Source organism: Mariniphaga sp. (genome assembly GCF_041687215.1).
In the GTDB taxonomy this organism is placed as follows: domain Bacteria; phylum Bacteroidota; class Bacteroidia; order Bacteroidales; family Prolixibacteraceae; genus Mariniphaga.
Genome location: NZ_JAWLCI010000008.1, coordinates 45,117 through 61,607, shown reverse-complemented (window position 1 = coordinate 61,607; position 16,491 = coordinate 45,117). Strand labels below are relative to the sequence as shown.

The following is a 16,491-nucleotide window of genomic DNA, read 5'->3' as shown; positions in this document are numbered from 1 at the left end:
CCTGGTATCTTTCTTTTTCAACTATGTTTGCTGCATACAAACCCAGAATACGAAACCAGTTAGACGCTTTTGAAGGTTATTGAGTAATCCCGGTATGACGCGCCGGGATTATTTTTTTGTCCTTACTTTTCAATTAACCCGTAAAAAATCGTTGTATATCTACTTCAAAATTCAAAGAGTAATTTACTGCAGTCAAATACTTTACCATTTCTTCTGCAAAAAATGGCGCCAACATTACTCCTTTGGTTCCCAACCCGTTATAAACGGATAAGTTGGGGTATTTTGGGTGCATGCCCAAAACCGGACGGCGATCGGATACGGTTGGCCGGATTCCGGCAAAATGGTTCTCCAGAGTGTATTTGACCGCAACAAGTTTTTCAAATCTTTCAATTATTGATTGCTTTCCAACTACTGTTGGCAGCTCTGTCAAGTCATTCCATTCATAGGTTGAACCAACTTTAAAACGATGATTACCAACAGGCAAAACAAAAACCTGTTTATTCAGAATATAATTTTCAGACAGGCTGGGCGCATGTATCAATAAAATTTCCCCTTTTACCGGTACCAGTTTAATGAATAAAAAAAAAGGATTGTTAACCAAATGGGCTCCTTCGCAGAACACCAGCCTTTCAGCTTTTACATCTTCAGCTACAAAATATTTTGTGCCCGGTTTCATTTTTTTCGAATCGAATTCAGATGGAATAAGCAATCCCTTCTCCCGGAAATATTGATCAGAAAGTTCCAAAAACAGTTTTAAATTTACGTAACCCGAACCATTTACTATCCCATATCCGGTGGCAGGATGCAAAAGTTTTTCAGGGCTTTTTTCTTCAATGGAGGAAATGTATTTTGAAAATTGCGGATTTGATTTTCGCTCCAACCACAATTGTTTTTCCTGTTCCGATAATGGTTTTAAAATGGGCTTTTCGAAATAAAACCGATTCCCCAGCAAATTTTCAAGTTCCCGATATTTATGTTCTATTGCCGGAAGCAATGCATCAGCCATCCAGCTTTTGGTCAGGCGTTTAAATACCAATGGGTTAAACATTCCGGCGGCAATTTCTGATGCCCGGGTTTTTTGTTGTGATGTTACAATCCGAAAATCCAGTTTTTGTTCCAGCATTTCAAAAGCCAGCATTGTTCCTGCCAAACCGTTTCCAACAATCAGAAATTCAACCGTTTTCATTATTTCCTACCAACATTTTTATAGCTTCATCAGGGCTTTCAACGGGTAACTGGCAGGCTCCTTCGCGGCAAACATAAATCAGGGTTTTTCCAGGCACAAAGCGGCCTTTAAACAATGGGAGATTATTTTTATTCACAGAAAAAGCCCAAACTACATGGGGAAGAAAAGTGGCCTGCATTTCCAGAAATTTTCGCTGTGCATCTTCACCACAAAAAACCACTTCAAAATATGGTTCGGTGAGTTTTAACATGAGGTTGCCCCAGTTGGCAAAAGCCTGCGGAAATTTGGAAAATTGCGGAGTAACATGGTACAGCATTTTTTTTGCCTTTGTAAGGTAGGCGGGTTTGCCCAGCAGTAAATACAACGCATGCAGGTTGTTGGCCATCACCGAATTGGCTGCCGGAATTACATTGTCTTCATTCTGAAAATGGTTGGTCAATACTGCATTTGCATTTTTTTCTGAAAAGTAAAAAAGGCCGGAAGTTTCATCGTAAAAATGTTCCAATGAATATTCCAGTAAAGCACCGGCAGATTTTAGCCAGGCTGGTTCTCCGCTAATTTCGAAAAGGGAAATAAACGACTGAATAACCAGTGCATAATCTTCGAGAAATCCGTTAACGGAATGTTTTCCTTTTTTCCAGGTATGAAACAACATTCCGTCTTTTTTCATCATATTTTCAATAATAAACCGGGCATTCTTCAAAGCCAGGTTTTTAAACCGGTCATCGCCAAACGCTTTGAATGCATCAGAAAGGCCCTGAATGACCAACGCATTCCACGATGCCAGGGTTTTATCATCCAGCCCGGGACGGATTCTTTTTGAACGATAACCGAGTAGTAATTCCTTCCAGCCTGAAATTTTCTTTTGAAAATCAGACGGAGATAATCCAATTTTTCCGGCAAATTCATCCGGCCCGGATTCCCTCAAAAGAATGTAATTTCCTCTTTCCCAGAATCCTTTTGAATTCACGTTAAAATATGCTGAAAACAGTTCAAAATCCTCTTGTACAATTTCCTTCAGTTCTTCTTTTTTCCACACATAAAACTTTCCTTCCTCACCGTCGCTGTCGGCATCAAGCGAAGAATAAAATGCACCGGAGTTATCCATAAGTTCCCGTTCCAGAAACTCAACCGTTTCGTAAACCACCGATTTAAATTCATAGCTTTTAAAATGCTGGTAAGCTTTCGAGTAGATGCTGATTAACTGACCGTTATCGTAAAGCATTTTTTCGAAATGAGGAACTTTCCATTTTTCATCAACCGAATAGCGGGCAAAACCGCCGCCTGCCTGATCGTAAATTCCCCCACGTGCCATTTTTTCAAGGGTAAGTTTTACAAAATCGAGCACCTGGTTGTCTTTTTTCATTTTTCCGAAAAAAAATAAAAAGTTGAGATTTACCGGCATGGGAAATTTGGGGTAGCCATTCCTTCCTCCGTTTTCATAGTCGAAATTTTCTTTCCAGCTTTCCACACCCCGGGCAATTATCTGACGGGTTGCCGGTATTACATTTTCCGTTTCCACCGGAAGAGAAGCTCTTTTGATTCCATGTTGCAGGTTTTCTGCATATTCAATGGTTTTTTCAGAATTTTCATTCCAAAAACTGGCCACTGACGAAATGGTTTTCACCCAGGTTTCTTTTGGGAAATAAGTGCCACCCCAAACAGGACGGCCATCGGGCAGGGCAATCACATTCAGCGGCCAGCCACCCTGCAGTCCCATCAAATGAACGGCGGTCATATAATACTGATCCACATCAGGTCTTTCTTCGCGGTCAACTTTTATGCAAATAAAGTTTTCGTTCATTGTCCGGGCAACGGTTTCGTCTTCAAAACTCTCGTGCTCCATCACATGGCACCAGTGACAGGCAGCATAGCCAATACTCACCAAAAGCAACTTTTTTTCTTTTCCTGCCCGTTTTATTAAGTCGTCACTCCAGGGTTGCCAGTTTACCGGATTATGGGCATGTTGCAACAAATAAGGTGAACTGGAATGAATCAGTGCGTTGGTATATTTTTTTTCCATTTTCAACTTTTTATTCAATCTTTACCTCCTCAAACAAAACAGGTTGGTTTAAGTTCTTAACAGTTTTGGTTTGGAATTAATTCTGCCCTGCAAGTTGCTGTAAAAAATAATTGTCCGTTTCTCTGAAAATTGTAACTTTCAGCCGGAAAAATCAAAGCATCGAAATCATGTCGAAAAAAAATATACTATTTACGGTTTTAATTTCCCTGTTAATAATTATAGCTTCGTGCAAACCTGAAGAAGAGGGAGAACCCCGAACACGGGAAACCGAATGGGAAGAACTGGATGCCTGGATGAAAAGATTGGAAGACGATGGTGAAGATATTGACACCACCGATTTGGCAGTTTTTTATATTGTCCGGAAAAAAGGTGACGGGCCTTTCCCTAAAGTTGGAGATAATTGCACCATTTCCTACCTGGGTTTTTTACCCGGTGGAAAAAAAATTGAAGACTCGAATGAAATTTACCCCAACGGAAAATGGAGTTTTGTTTTTAAGCCTCAGCATGTTGTAGAAGGTTTAAATAATGCTATTGGGTATATGAATAAAGGGGCTGAAATTGAAATGTATATCCATTCCGACTTTGCATACGGTTCAAAAGGCACTACCGGAATTCCGCCCTTTACAACGCTTGTTTACCGGGTTACCATGCATGAAATGATTCCCAAAAATTAAAAATCCTTCAACTTCCGTCTTCCAACTTCAACCTATTTTACAACATATTTTGTTTTTTCTACAAGAATAGATTGTAACTTCGAATCTGTAAAATAGGAATTGACAATTAATACATCCAAAATATGGAAAAGTTTATTAAAAGTTTTATGAGCTGTATTACAGGCTGTAATCTCGAAACCGGTGATTTTCCTGGTCCGGTTGTTACCATTTCAAGGCAGTCGGGTTGTTCTGCCCAGCGAATTGCTATCAAACTCTCAAAAATCCTTACCGGATACAGTTACATGATGGACACTAAAACCGATGCAGAATGGAAATGGGTGGATAAAGATATTATTGAAGAAGTGGTGAACGATATGATCGAAGAAGCCAAGTCGGGTGATTACGATGATACCGAAGAAGCTTTCAAAATGCTGAGACAAGTGGCCAAGGCATTTTCCAATGAAACCATTTACGATATTTCAGATGACCGAATTATTGATACGTTTAAAGGAGTAATTTGCAGGCTGGCATGCAAAGGCCGCGCCATCATAGTAGGACGTTCCGCAGGAGTTATTCTCAGAGAAGTACCCAACAAACTAAACGTCAGGCTCGAAGCCCCAATGGAATGGAGAATTAACCGTATTATGCAGCTACGTGATTTTACGCAGGCAGAAGCAGTGAAGTATGTAAAGGAGATGGATACCAAACGTGACACTTTTATTGAAAGGATTATTGGCAGGAAAGCTACTAACGACGATTTCGATGTCATTTTTAATTATGCCTCTATGCATGACGATGAAATTATTGACGCCATTGTGAATATTTTGAAAAATAAAAAAATAATTGCTTATTACGAGGATTACTAACCTGATATTTTTATTTTTGAAATTTACTTAATTACAAACTAAATTCTCTCACCTTGCAAAAGCTGCTCTGATTCAGGGCAGCTTTTTTTACAACTTTTTAAACCACGCATCGGCTTCCCGGAGTTCAGAGATTTCAGATGTTTTCACTGCGTAATCGAAACCCGGTTGCAGGCAGGCAGCACCAATTTCGCCAGATTTGCTGATGGCAATATAACCAATCTGGTGTTGTTCGTAATCGGGAATTTTTTTGGTAATCCGTTCAATGGCAGCGTTACATGCATCGGTTGGCGACAATCCGTTTCGCATAAACTCCACCACCAAAAACGAACCCAGCGTTTTCATCACCAGTTCGCCAGAGCCGGTTGCGGCAGCACCGCCAACTTCACCATCCACAAACAAGCCTGCGCCAATAATGGGCGAGTCTCCAACCCTGCCGTGCATTTTAAACGCCATCCCGCTGGTGGTACAGGCTCCGCATAAACGCCCGGCGTTATCGATGGCCAACATGCTGATGGTGTCGTGGTTTTCCTCCAACTGGTTTTCAATATTTATTTTCGTACTGAACTCCCTTTCTTCTTTTTTCCACTGTTTCCAGTGTTTCCGCATTTTTTTTGTCCGTAGTTTTTCTTTTTTAAAGCCGTTTTCCAGCGCAAACTTTTGAGCGCCTGTTCCGCTAAGCATCACATGCGGTGTTTTTTCCATCACCAATCGGGCAACGGAAACAGGGTGTTTAATACATTGCAGGTAAGCCACACTGCCTGCATTTCCTTTTTCGTCCATAATGCAGGCGTCGAGCGTTACTTTTCCCCTGGCATCGGGAATTCCGCCATAACCGACAGTAATCACATCAGGATCGGCCTCGGCAACTTTCACTCCGGCTTCCACAGCATCAAGCGAATAACCTCCTTTTGACAGGATTTCCCAGGCCGCTTCGTTGGCAGGCAGTCCGTGCTGCCAGGTGGAAATTACAACCGGGAAACTTTCAGTGCCGGATAAAAATCCGGCATGGGTGTATTTTGATAAACCAACACCGGCAATGCCCAATGTAGCTTTTGCAATAAACGAACGACGAGAATTTGAATTCACGGTAACAAAATTTTAATTATTCAATTGCAAAGAAATTAATTAAAGGCAAAATACCTTTCTTAATCGTGTGAAAAATCCTGCACTGTTTTTCGGTATTTGGAGAAGGCAACGGCACGTGAAATGAACCCAAGGTATTTTCCATTATCAATAACCGCCAGGTTGTAACGGCCCGAAGTTTCAAATTTTTCGACAACCTTTTCCATACTGTCGTCGGGTGCAATATAAGATTCCGGCATATACATCAAATCTTTAACCAACACCTTATCGTAAAGGTCATGTTCGAAAATGAGTGAACGCACATCGGAAAGCTTCACCATTCCAAGCAACGTATTGTTATCATCCACCACAGGATAAAGGTTGCGGTGCGAAACAGAAATTGCTTTTACCAAATCACGTAACGTTGCATCAGGCCGAAGAACCTCGAAGTCAGTTTCAATCAACTTACGCACGTTCATCATGCGAAGGGCCACTTTGTCTTTGTGGTGAGTAAGCAGGTCGCCTGCATGAGCAAGGCGCTTGGTGTAAATCGAGTAAGGTTCGGCTTTCATTATGGTTACATACGCCACCGTGGCTGTTATCATTAGCGGTACAAATAAATCGTAGCCCTGTGTAAGTTCGGCAGCTAAAAAAATACCGGTTAGCGGTGCATGCATCACAGCAGCCATCATACCAGCCATGCCGGCCAGAGCAAAATTATCTCCCGGCAGTTCCACTCCTGTTATTTTTGTTACCAGCACTGAAAAAAAGAAACCAGCAATGGCACCCATAAATAAAGTCGGTGCAAAAATACCTCCCACACCTCCCGAACCTGTGGTAGCCACCATGGCAATTACTTTAAATATGAGGATTCCAACTAAAAAAATCAGCAGTAAATACTCATTGGTTTTCCAGTTATAAAACAAGGAATTATTCAGTAATTCGGTTCCTTTTCCGTTAAAAATGAGGGCAATTTCCCGGTAGCCTTCTCCCCAAAGCGGTGGAAAAATAAACACCAGCAAGCCCATTATCAATCCTCCGATTAAAAGCCTTATCCCCCATCCTTTAATTTTTTTAAATCCGGCCTCCAAAAACAACGTCATTCGGGTAAACCAAATTCCTACAAACCCGGTAAAAATCCCCAGTAAAATGTAAAACCAGACTGTTTCGAGCGTAAAAGGATGTACTTGCATAAACTGCAGTAAAACATCTTCACCCATAAAAAAATGGGTTAACATGGTTGCTGTAACAGCCGAAATAAGCAAAGGTATAAGGTACGCCATGGTGAGGTCGAGCATCAGCACTTCGAGGGTGAAAACAATACCGGCAACGGGTGCATTAAAAATTCCGGCAATGGCACCGGCTACCCCACATCCAACCATCAGGGTAACATATTTATAATTCAGCTTAAAAATCTGCGCCAGATTAGAACCAATAGAAGCCCCGGTAAGTACAATAGGCGCTTCGGCTCCCACCGAGCCACCCATTCCGATGGTTAACGAACTGGCTACCATCGACGACCAGGTGTTGTGTGGTTTTATACGGCTGCTCTGCCGCGAAATGGAATAAAGAATTTTGGAAACCCCGTGCCCGATATCGTCTTTAATAACAAACCGAACAAAAAGTACAGTAAGCAAAATTCCCCCAAGCGGATAAACCAAAAAAAGGTAACTGATTGAATCCACTTCAATCCAATCGGTGAGTTGTCCTGCTACCAAATGAATAAGGTTTTTAAGTGTCAGCGCTGCCAATCCGCTGAATATTCCAACCACCAAACTGAGTATATAAAGAAACTGCCGTTCGGGAATACGCGCAATTCGCCACAAAACAAGCTGGTGCAACCACTGCCGCGTGTTTCTTTGCCATATAATACGAATTTTTCGGAACATCCAGTTTTATTTACAACTTGCAAAATTAACAAAACAAAGGTGTTTGGCGGTGAATGGCCGGTAACTTTTCTGTTTTTTGAATGAACCTTCCTAAATTAAATCAAAAAGTTAACAATAACCATTCCTGCCGGTTAGTTTATTTTTTAACCACAGAAAGTTACAAATCAGAAATATTCTCGTAAAAATGCAGGATATAATTGTTAAATTACAAAAAAATTACTGACATGATTATTAAAATGACCGGTGCATCCGGTTACCTGGGAAATATAATAACTGCTGAACTGAAAAGGAAGGGACATAAAATTTCGCCCATTCAGCGGGAATTGCTTTACGGGCCGGCAGAAATTCTGGCCGGCGAACTCAAAAACACCGATGTATTGATAAACCTGGCCGGCGCACCTGTTTTGCAACGCTGGACAACCAAAAACAAAAAAGAAATATACGACAGCCGTGTTTTAACGGTTGAAAACCTGGTTAAGGCTTTTCAAATCCTGTTTCCGGAAGAAAGGCCTGCAAAAGTCATTTCTGCATCGGCCATTGGAATTTATGAAGAAGGAAAAACACACACCGAAGAGAGTTTCAATTTTGACCGGGGATTTTTGGGCGAAGTGGTAAAAGACTGGGAAAAGTCGTGGAAAGGCCTGCCAAAGGAAGTCGGACTCACCATTTTCCGTATTGCCGTGGTATTGGGGAAAGAGTCGGCTACCATACAAAAACTGCTGCCTCCGTTTAAATTGGGTATTGGCGGGAAAATTGGCAATGGCAAACAACCTTTTCCGTTTATACACGAAACCGATGTGGCACGCGCTTTTACATGGGCCGCTGAAAACAAAAAAGCCAAAGGAGTTTTCAACATGGCTGCCCCGCAGGAAATTACAAATGCCGGTTTTACCCGTGCACTGGCTAAAAAATTAAACCGTCCGGCATTTATTCCTGTACCGCCATTTGCTCTGAAGCTTGTGTTTGGGAAAGCATCTTCCATGCTCACCAAAAGCCCGGCGGTATTGCCTCACAAAATTACAGAAGCCGGGTTTGAATTTAAATATCCCACCATTGAAGAAACGCTGGAGGAGATTTTTGGGGAACAAACTGAAAATTCCAAATAACAATTTTCAAAAATCAAATAAATACCAAAGAGTGAAATACAAATCCCAAAAACAAAAAAGGCTGTTTGCACTTGCTTTTTAAGCCTGCAATTTCTACTTTAGTTTCCTTAAAATTTTGACAACCAGTAAAAAATCAAAAGACTATGTTGAAATCAGAACAAAGCAAACCACAACAGATTCCTTCCATCCTCAACTTCTTTTTCCAATTTAAAGAAGAAGCGCGATGAATTTTTAAATTATAAAGGTTGTTTTTATTTCTGGTGGATGGAAATATTGTATGATTTTGGATTACAGACAATAGAGTTATGCCAATGGATATAATTAAAAGGAAAAATTAGAATTACAAATAATATAATACATTAAATTTTAACTCTCTACAAAAATGGATGTATTTAAAGAAATAAAGAACAGAGATGCTTGGAGCGTTATTAGAGGATTTGTTTATCAAGTCGACACAACTATCTTACGCTGGTTAAGTCTTGTTGATAACGAATTATTAGAACTGGAAAAAGGGGAAGATATTGATATCATTACAAGAGATATTGAAAGTAATGAATTAACTAGAGAATTAGAGCAAGTAAAATATCGGGATACTAAAATTACCCTAAATAATGATCTTTCAATAGAATTACTATTTAATTTTTTTTTACATCGAAATAATAATCCTGAACATAAATTGTATTTCAAATTTGTTACAAATACTAATTATGGTATTGAAAGACCTGCATTATTTATAGACGGTAGAGGTTGTATTGAAGTTTGGATTGAATTATTTAATTCAATAAAAATAGACAAGAATGACCAACGTTTTTTAACAATAAAAACACAACTCCTTAAAAAAATAAAAGAAAAAATAATAGACGACTCAATAGTTAAAAGAGAAGAAAAAAATAAAAATGATGAATGGAAGTTATTTTACGCTCATATAGAAAATGATAATAATTTAATCCAAATAATTTTAGATTTTGAATGGAGTTTTGGAAATGAAGACCATATTAACCTGAGCAAAACAATTAAAAGCAAGTTGATCGAATTGGGTATCTTATCAGATTTCAATTCTGCAAATATTATATATACTAGATTGTTCTTATTTGTTTTTAAATTATTGTCTAGTAAGTCACAAAAAACATTAGACAAAAAAGAACTTCAAAAACAAATTGTTATATCAGGATTAAGTCCTTCAGATGAACGACTACTTAATTTAATTGATACTCTTCTCAACGGTTTAGATAATAAAATAAATTATTTAGAGGAGAAAATAAGTTTTAATTCGACTCAAATTTCTCAACTGATTGATGATGTAAATTTAATTAATAACGCTGATACAATATTTGATCTCAGGTTAAAAAGTATTTCTGTAACTCCACCTTCCCTAATAAAAGGAGGTTCACAAAGAAAGGAAAAAGTAATTGAAGTTAATAACATATTTTTAAAGTATGGTTGGATTCATTTCCAGGGAATTAATGGTACTGGAAAAACTCAACTTGCCGCATTAATTTGTCATAAATTTAAAAATTTTTGGTGGCTAGATTTAAGGTCATATAATCAGGATATTGAAAAGACAACTTTATTGATCCAAGCTTTCCTATCAAAAATTTCTAATTGTCCTATATCAGAAGATCTTGAAATATGGATTAAATCAGTTTTGAATTCCCTGCCAAAGAATGCTTTAATAATATTGAATGATTTGCCAAGATTGGATAAAAACTCATTTTTGAGTGAAATGCTTATTTCTTTAGGTAACAATATCACTAATACTGGGAATAGACTTTTAACAACATCTAATTATAAAATATTGAGCGATTTAAAATCATTTCTCAATGAGCAGGTATTTTATGAATATTATGACTTTAATTTATCAGACAAAGAAATCCTTGAAATGCTTGTCAATAATGGCGCTACAGAATCCGACCCGAATTTTATAAATCTAATTAGTGCATTTTCTCAAAGAAATCCGAGACTTGTTAATACTATTATTCAACGACTAAAAACTATTAATTGGGGTAGTAATTCGGAGGACATAATTGAAGTTCTATTGAAAAATGAGTTTAATGCTGAGCTATTGGAAGATGCACAGTTAATGATTAGTAAATATATACCAAAAGTAAATTCCCGAGAACTTTTATACAGATTGAGTTTAATTCATTGGAGTTTTAGAAACAACGAAATTTTGGCAGTAAGTAATGTTGAAGAACGAATAAAACATCCAAATGAAAAACTTCAAGATTTGCTCTATACTTGGATACAAGTTAATGAGAATTTATACCAAGTTTCTCCTATTATTAAAGATATCGGTATAAATAATCTATCTCAAAAAACTATTCAAAATATTTATTTAGCAGTTGCAAGATCATTATTATCTTCAAAAAAGGTTGATCAAATTGAAGCATCAAGAATTATCACTTCTTTCATTAAAGGAAAAGACTACAATAATGCAGGTCTTGTTCTTCTAAATCTTTTTCTATCAGTAAAACTAAAAGAGGAGATTACAATATTAGATAGCTGGGGATACTTAGATTATTGGAAAGACATAGATATTCCCAAAGAAATGAATATTATATTAAGATCATTTATCCGAAAGGAACAAATAAGATTAAGTCAAATATTAAATAAAGATTTTTCAGTTTTTGAAAGTAGATTAGAGGAATATGTAAAAGAAGAATCAACTTCTAATGCAGACCTTTTCATTATACATTTTATTATTCTCATTAATTTTAATGTAATTAAATTATCAAAATTTTGGGATCATTTAAATTATGTTTTTACAAATTGGGAAAAGGTTGATACTCCATTTAAAGAAACGATAGATCTTAAAATGTATTCAACCATCCTTTGGTCACCAATTCAAAATTTGTCAAATGAGCATGATATCGTCACTTGGCTTAACAAAATTGAATTTCTTAAATCAAAATATGGAATTAATATTTTTAACGAAGAAATAGCACAAGTAGCAGTAGCCATAATTTGTGAAAATATTGCAAACGTTGAATCACAACAAAAACAAGTTAGTTGGGATATTATTGTTTCAAATTTAAAAATTCTCATTACATATTTTAGAAAGCATAATCTTGAGATATTAGAAATAGTCGTATTGAAACAAATAATTTCTTTAGAATTTAAAGTTTTCAAAAATCAAAAGAAGGCACTAGAATTAACAAAATCATCTTTGTCAAAAGTGAAACTAAACGAATCAAAATTCTTATTAAATGAAAATATAGGAAAATTATATTTTGATAGTGAGCAGAAAGAAAAAAGCAGAGATTGGATATTGAATGCAATTAATTATGATTGTATCCATCAATCAACTTATATAGACACCTTATTACTAGGAGCCTCTATTATCTCTAACAAAAATAGTAATTTGGCAGTCCAATATTGTAAAAAAGCTGTGTCAATCGCGAATAATGACAAAAACTATCTTGAATTAAACTATATACAACTATTAGGAGAACTTGCAATAGCTTATTGGATTAATAAAGACTATATTAATAGTTTAGAAAACTTTGAGGATTTTATTAGTAGACTATTTAAAACCAAAGAAGAAAACTTTGGTCAAAATTGGATTAGATTACTTCTTTGGTGTGGTCACTCCTTAGGATATATATCTGCAGAAGTTGCAAAAGATCGTGTTCCACAATTCATTAGTTCTGGAGAAGAATATTTTAAACCATATCAAGGAATATTTACACTCAATAATAAAGATCTATCTGATTATTATAATCCTAATAATGAACCCATTATTTTTGCACATTTAGCGATATTTTCTGATGGAATAAATAACATTGCCAAGGCATACGAATGGTCAGTTAAAGCATTTGACCTTGCTCGAAAGAATGGGGACCAAAAGATATTTTTGTTAATCTCGAGTGTTTGTAGTCAATATTCAATTATTAATTTTAAGATTGAAGAGGCGTTTGAATCTTTTCTTCTGTTTTCAGCCATTACAGGACATTTAGAAGGTACCCCTAATGAAAAAATGGGAATTATGGGAAAGGTTAAAATTTCAGATCTTCTGACAAGTAAACCAAATGAAAAGTGGGATAAAGCGGAAGACGCTTCTGTAGAATTTGTTATAATACCAGTATTCATAATGATACTTACATCTTACTTGGTAAACTCAGAGTCAAATTTGGATTATGTAGAAAAATTTAAAAAGATGCTCAGTGATTATTCTCTTATTGCATCCAATAAATTATTATGGGAACTAGTTTCCGAGTTGACTTCGCGTATTTTGTCAGGTTCTATATCTGAAAAAGAATTAATTAATAGAAGTAACACTTTTGGGGAGCAACAACGAAAGAACCTTCAAATAATTTGTATCCTTGGAATTATTTATCTAAGCAAGAATGGTGAAACCAAATTAACTCAAATAATAAATATAATTCCATATCTAACAAAAATATATAAGGTTGCAAACAGTTTGATAAAATTCTCTTTAATACCTTTCGTAAAAGTCAATTGTATTATTATTCTTGAGGAGGATTTTATAGGAACTAAAATTGAGTATGAGAATTTGTTACATAAAATTATTAGTGTTGACATGTTGACGAAAAATGCAATCCAAAAAATGCTATTAATAGTAGTTAATGAATTTGAAATAGAAATTTTAGAAAATAGGAAAGCTTGGCTCTATGAGTTTAAAGAGATCGAATAACTCTTTTTATAAAAAAAAAAATTCTAAACAGTCATAACAAATAGAAGTTTAAAATAATATTGATAATTACTTAGCTAAATATTTTCAATGTAAAGGCAATAATAGAATAGATGACCAGTGAGCTAAAGACTCATTAGAGCACCTCTCACAACACTTGGCATTCGGGTCTTTTATTCTACGAATAAAAAAAAGAAACTATGGAATACCGAATTGAAAAAGACACCATGGGCGAGGTAAAAGTACCTACCGAAAAATACTGGGGCGCACAAACCGAACGTTCGCGCAACAATTTTAAAATTGGTCCGGCGGCCTCCATGCCTAAAGAAATTATATCCGGGTTTGCCATTCTGAAAAAAGCCGCAGCTTATGCCAATTGCGAGTTGGGAGTTTTGTCCGAAGAAAAAAGGGATTTGATTGCACAGGTGTGTGATGAAATCCTGGAAGGGAAGCTGGACGACCAGTTTCCGCTGGTGATTTGGCAAACCGGATCGGGCACACAGAGCAACATGAACGTGAATGAAGTGATTGCCAACCGGGCGCAGGTAATCGCCGGAAAAACACTGGACGAAGGCGCAAAAGTACTGCAGGCCAACGACGATGTAAACAAGTCGCAGTCGTCTAACGACACTTTCCCAACAGCCATGCACATTGCGGCATATAAAACCGTGGTGGAAAAAACCATTCCGGGCATCGAAAAACTGCGCGATACGTTGCAGCAAAAATCTGAGGCGTTTAAAAATGTTGTAAAAATTGGCCGCACGCACCTGATGGACGCCACTCCCCTCACCCTTGGCCAGGAATTTTCAGGATACACGGCGCAACTCAACCACGGATTGAAAGCGCTAAGAAATACGCTGGATCATCTTTCGGAACTGGCCCTGGGCGGCACTGCCGTAGGAACCGGACTGAACACTCCGGCAGGATACGATGTGTTGGTGGCGAAAAAAATCGCTGAACTTACAGGGCTTCCGTTCGTGACCGCACCCAATAAATTTGAGGCGCTGGCGGCTCACGATGCCATTGTGGAATCGCATGGCGCGTTAAAACAACTGGCCGTTTCGCTCAATAAAATATCCAACGACATCCGGTTACTGGCTTCAGGTCCGCGCTCGGGAATTGGCGAACTGATTCTGCCGGCCAACGAACCCGGTTCTTCCATTATGCCCGGAAAGGTGAATCCCACACAAAGTGAGGCCCTCACCATGGTTTGCGCCCAGGTGATGGGTAACGATGTGGCCATTTCGGTGGGTGGTATGCAAGGCCATTTCGAATTGAATGTGTTTAAACCCTTGATGGCTGCCAACTTTCTGCAAAGCGCCCAACTGCTGGGCGATGCCTGTGTTTCGTTTAACGACAACTGCGCCGTTGGCATCGAACCCAATTACCCGGTGATTGAAAAACTGGTGAATATTTCGCTCATGCTGGTTACGGCGTTGAACACCAAAATTGGCTATTACAAAGCAACGGAAATTGCCCAGGCAGCCCATAAAAACGGCACTACTCTAAAAGAAGAAGCTGTTCGGCTGGGCTATGTTACACCGGAACAATACGACGAATGGGTGCGACCGGAAAAGATGACCAGAACCGACTGAAACTTCAAGCTGGATGGCTGCATTTTAATTCCGCTGATAAATGCTAATTTTGTCCTCTTCTGATTGGTACAAGATAAAATTTTATGAACTGGACAAAAAAGCAGATTTCCATTTTAGGTATTGTTGCCATAACCTCGTTTATGGGAACTTTTCTAATATCATCGGTAAACATTGCATTGCCGGCCATCGAAAAAAGTTTTGGACTTAACGCGGTGGAGTTGAGCTGGGTAATTACTTCTTTTTTACTGGCCACTGCTATGTTTTTGTTGCCAGTGGGCCGTTGGGGCGATTTAACCGGAATCCGGCGCGTTTTTAAAACCGGCATCACCATTTTTACCATTTCATCTATCGTTTGCGGCTTTGCACCTTCCGGTTTCTGGCTTATTCTGTTCCGGTTCATTCAGGGAATTGGTGCAGCGTTTTCCAGCACCACCGGACCGGCCATTCTGGTTTCTGCATTTTTGCCTCAGAACCGCGGCAGAGTATTGGGTATGTCGGTTTCAGCGGTTTATCTCGGCCTGGCATTCGGTCCGTTTGCCGGTGGATTTTTAACTCAGTATTTGGGCTGGCGTTCCATCTTTTTTGTCTCTTCTGCTTTGGGAATACTCACCATTATTGTTGCTTTCCTGTTTTTAGGAAAAGACAACCATGGTGATTTTTCAACGAAAAAACCAGACCTGAAAGGAACCCTGTTTTATATGGCTGGTTTGGTGGCTATGGTTTACGGATCTTCGCGTATTCCTGCCATTTCAGGCTGGTTGCTGATGGGTGGAGGTTCTCTGGCACTGGTTCTTTTCTGGTATATTGAAAGCCGGTCAGTTATGCCTGTTTTGGAAACAAAACTGTTTACCCGTAACCGACTGTTTGCTTTTTCCAACCTGGCTGCGCTTATCAATTACAGCGCAACTTTTGCTATTGTGTTTTTGCTGAGTTTGTATTTGCAGAAAGTTCAGGGTTTATCGCCCCGAAATGCCGGTATTATTCTGGTTGCCCAGCCAGCCATGATGGCCATTTTTTCGCCTGTTGCAGGCAGGCTTTCCGACCGTATTCAACCCCGCTACCTGGCTACTTTAGGCATGACCATGTGTACTATTGGACTGGCAGCTTTTGCTTTTCTTACAGGCACTACATCTTTGTGGTTGATTGTAGCTTTGCTGTTTTGGGTGGGCCTGGGATTCGCCTTTTTCTCTTCGCCCAACATGAATACCATTATGAGTTCTGTGCAAAAAACCCAGCTCGGGCTTGCATCAGGTTCGGCAGCAACCATGCGGGTTGTGGGGCAAATTGTTAGTATGACTATTGCCACCCTTTTCTTTGCCGGAATGATGGGAAACCAGGCCATTGAAACAGTTCCCGACCATTTGTTTTTGAAAGCTATGAAATGGGGATTTATAAGCTTTTCATTTATTAGTATGGCCGGAATTTACTTTTCATATAACCGCGGTAAAATAAACCGGTAA

General features: G+C 38.4%; 10 protein-coding genes. 6 read left to right on the top strand and 4 right to left on the bottom strand.

Annotation, left to right across the window (positions count from 1 at the left end; translation table 11 throughout):
- Positions 1–133: 133 nt before the first annotated feature.
- Positions 134–1,186 (bottom strand): NAD(P)/FAD-dependent oxidoreductase, encoded by a 1,053-nt coding sequence (locus ACESMA_RS05180; protein ID WP_372947711.1) that lies wholly within the window; start codon positions 1,184–1,186, stop codon positions 134–136.
- On the bottom strand, positions 1,173–3,209 hold the full coding sequence (locus ACESMA_RS05175) for a thioredoxin domain-containing protein (protein WP_372947710.1): 2,037 nt from the start codon (positions 3,207–3,209) through the stop codon (positions 1,173–1,175). Before ACESMA_RS05175 ends, ACESMA_RS05180 begins: the two co-directional genes overlap by 14 nt.
- A 167-nt stretch (positions 3,210–3,376) precedes the next feature.
- On the opposite strand from ACESMA_RS05175, the gene ACESMA_RS05170 reads away from it, so the two are divergent.
- Entirely contained in the window at positions 3,377–3,883 is a 507-nt protein-coding gene (locus tag ACESMA_RS05170; protein ID WP_372947709.1) for an FKBP-type peptidyl-prolyl cis-trans isomerase, read from the top strand.
- Positions 3,884–4,029: 146 nt separating this feature from the next.
- Positions 4,030–4,728: an AAA family ATPase gene (locus ACESMA_RS05165; protein WP_372947708.1), complete on the top strand. Its 699-nt coding sequence runs from the start codon at positions 4,030–4,032 to the stop codon at positions 4,726–4,728.
- Between the two features lie 87 nt (positions 4,729–4,815).
- Here the strand turns inward: ACESMA_RS05165 and ACESMA_RS05160 are convergent, their stop codons facing one another.
- Both ACESMA_RS05160 and ACESMA_RS05155 read right to left on the bottom strand, forming a co-directional pair.
- Positions 4,816–5,814, bottom strand: coding sequence for a N(4)-(beta-N-acetylglucosaminyl)-L-asparaginase (locus tag ACESMA_RS05160; protein ID WP_372947707.1), 999 nt, complete (start codon positions 5,812–5,814; stop codon positions 4,816–4,818).
- 59 nt (positions 5,815–5,873) lie between these two features.
- Positions 5,874–7,679 (bottom strand): chloride channel protein, encoded by a 1,806-nt coding sequence (locus ACESMA_RS05155; RefSeq protein WP_372947706.1) that lies wholly within the window; start codon positions 7,677–7,679, stop codon positions 5,874–5,876.
- Between the two features lie 224 nt (positions 7,680–7,903).
- On the opposite strand from ACESMA_RS05155, the gene ACESMA_RS05150 reads away from it, so the two are divergent.
- The 4 genes from ACESMA_RS05150 to ACESMA_RS05135 all read left to right on the top strand — a co-directional run bounded on the left by ACESMA_RS05150 (position 7,904) and on the right by ACESMA_RS05135 (position 16,491).
- Positions 7,904–8,785: a TIGR01777 family oxidoreductase gene (locus tag ACESMA_RS05150; protein WP_372947705.1), complete on the top strand. Its 882-nt coding sequence runs from the start codon at positions 7,904–7,906 to the stop codon at positions 8,783–8,785.
- Positions 8,786–9,167: 382 nt separating this feature from the next.
- Positions 9,168–13,439 carry a hypothetical protein gene (locus ACESMA_RS05145; RefSeq protein ID WP_372947704.1) on the top strand — a complete coding sequence of 1,424 codons (4,272 nt, stop codon included), beginning with the start codon at positions 9,168–9,170 and terminating at the stop codon, positions 13,437–13,439.
- 197 nt (positions 13,440–13,636) lie between these two features.
- Positions 13,637–15,031 (top strand): class II fumarate hydratase, encoded by a 1,395-nt coding sequence (gene fumC / locus ACESMA_RS05140; protein ID WP_372947703.1) that lies wholly within the window; start codon positions 13,637–13,639, stop codon positions 15,029–15,031.
- A gap of 83 nt (positions 15,032–15,114) precedes the next feature.
- Positions 15,115–16,491, top strand: a complete 1,377-nt coding sequence (locus tag ACESMA_RS05135; RefSeq protein WP_372947702.1) for an MFS transporter — start codon at positions 15,115–15,117, stop codon at positions 16,489–16,491.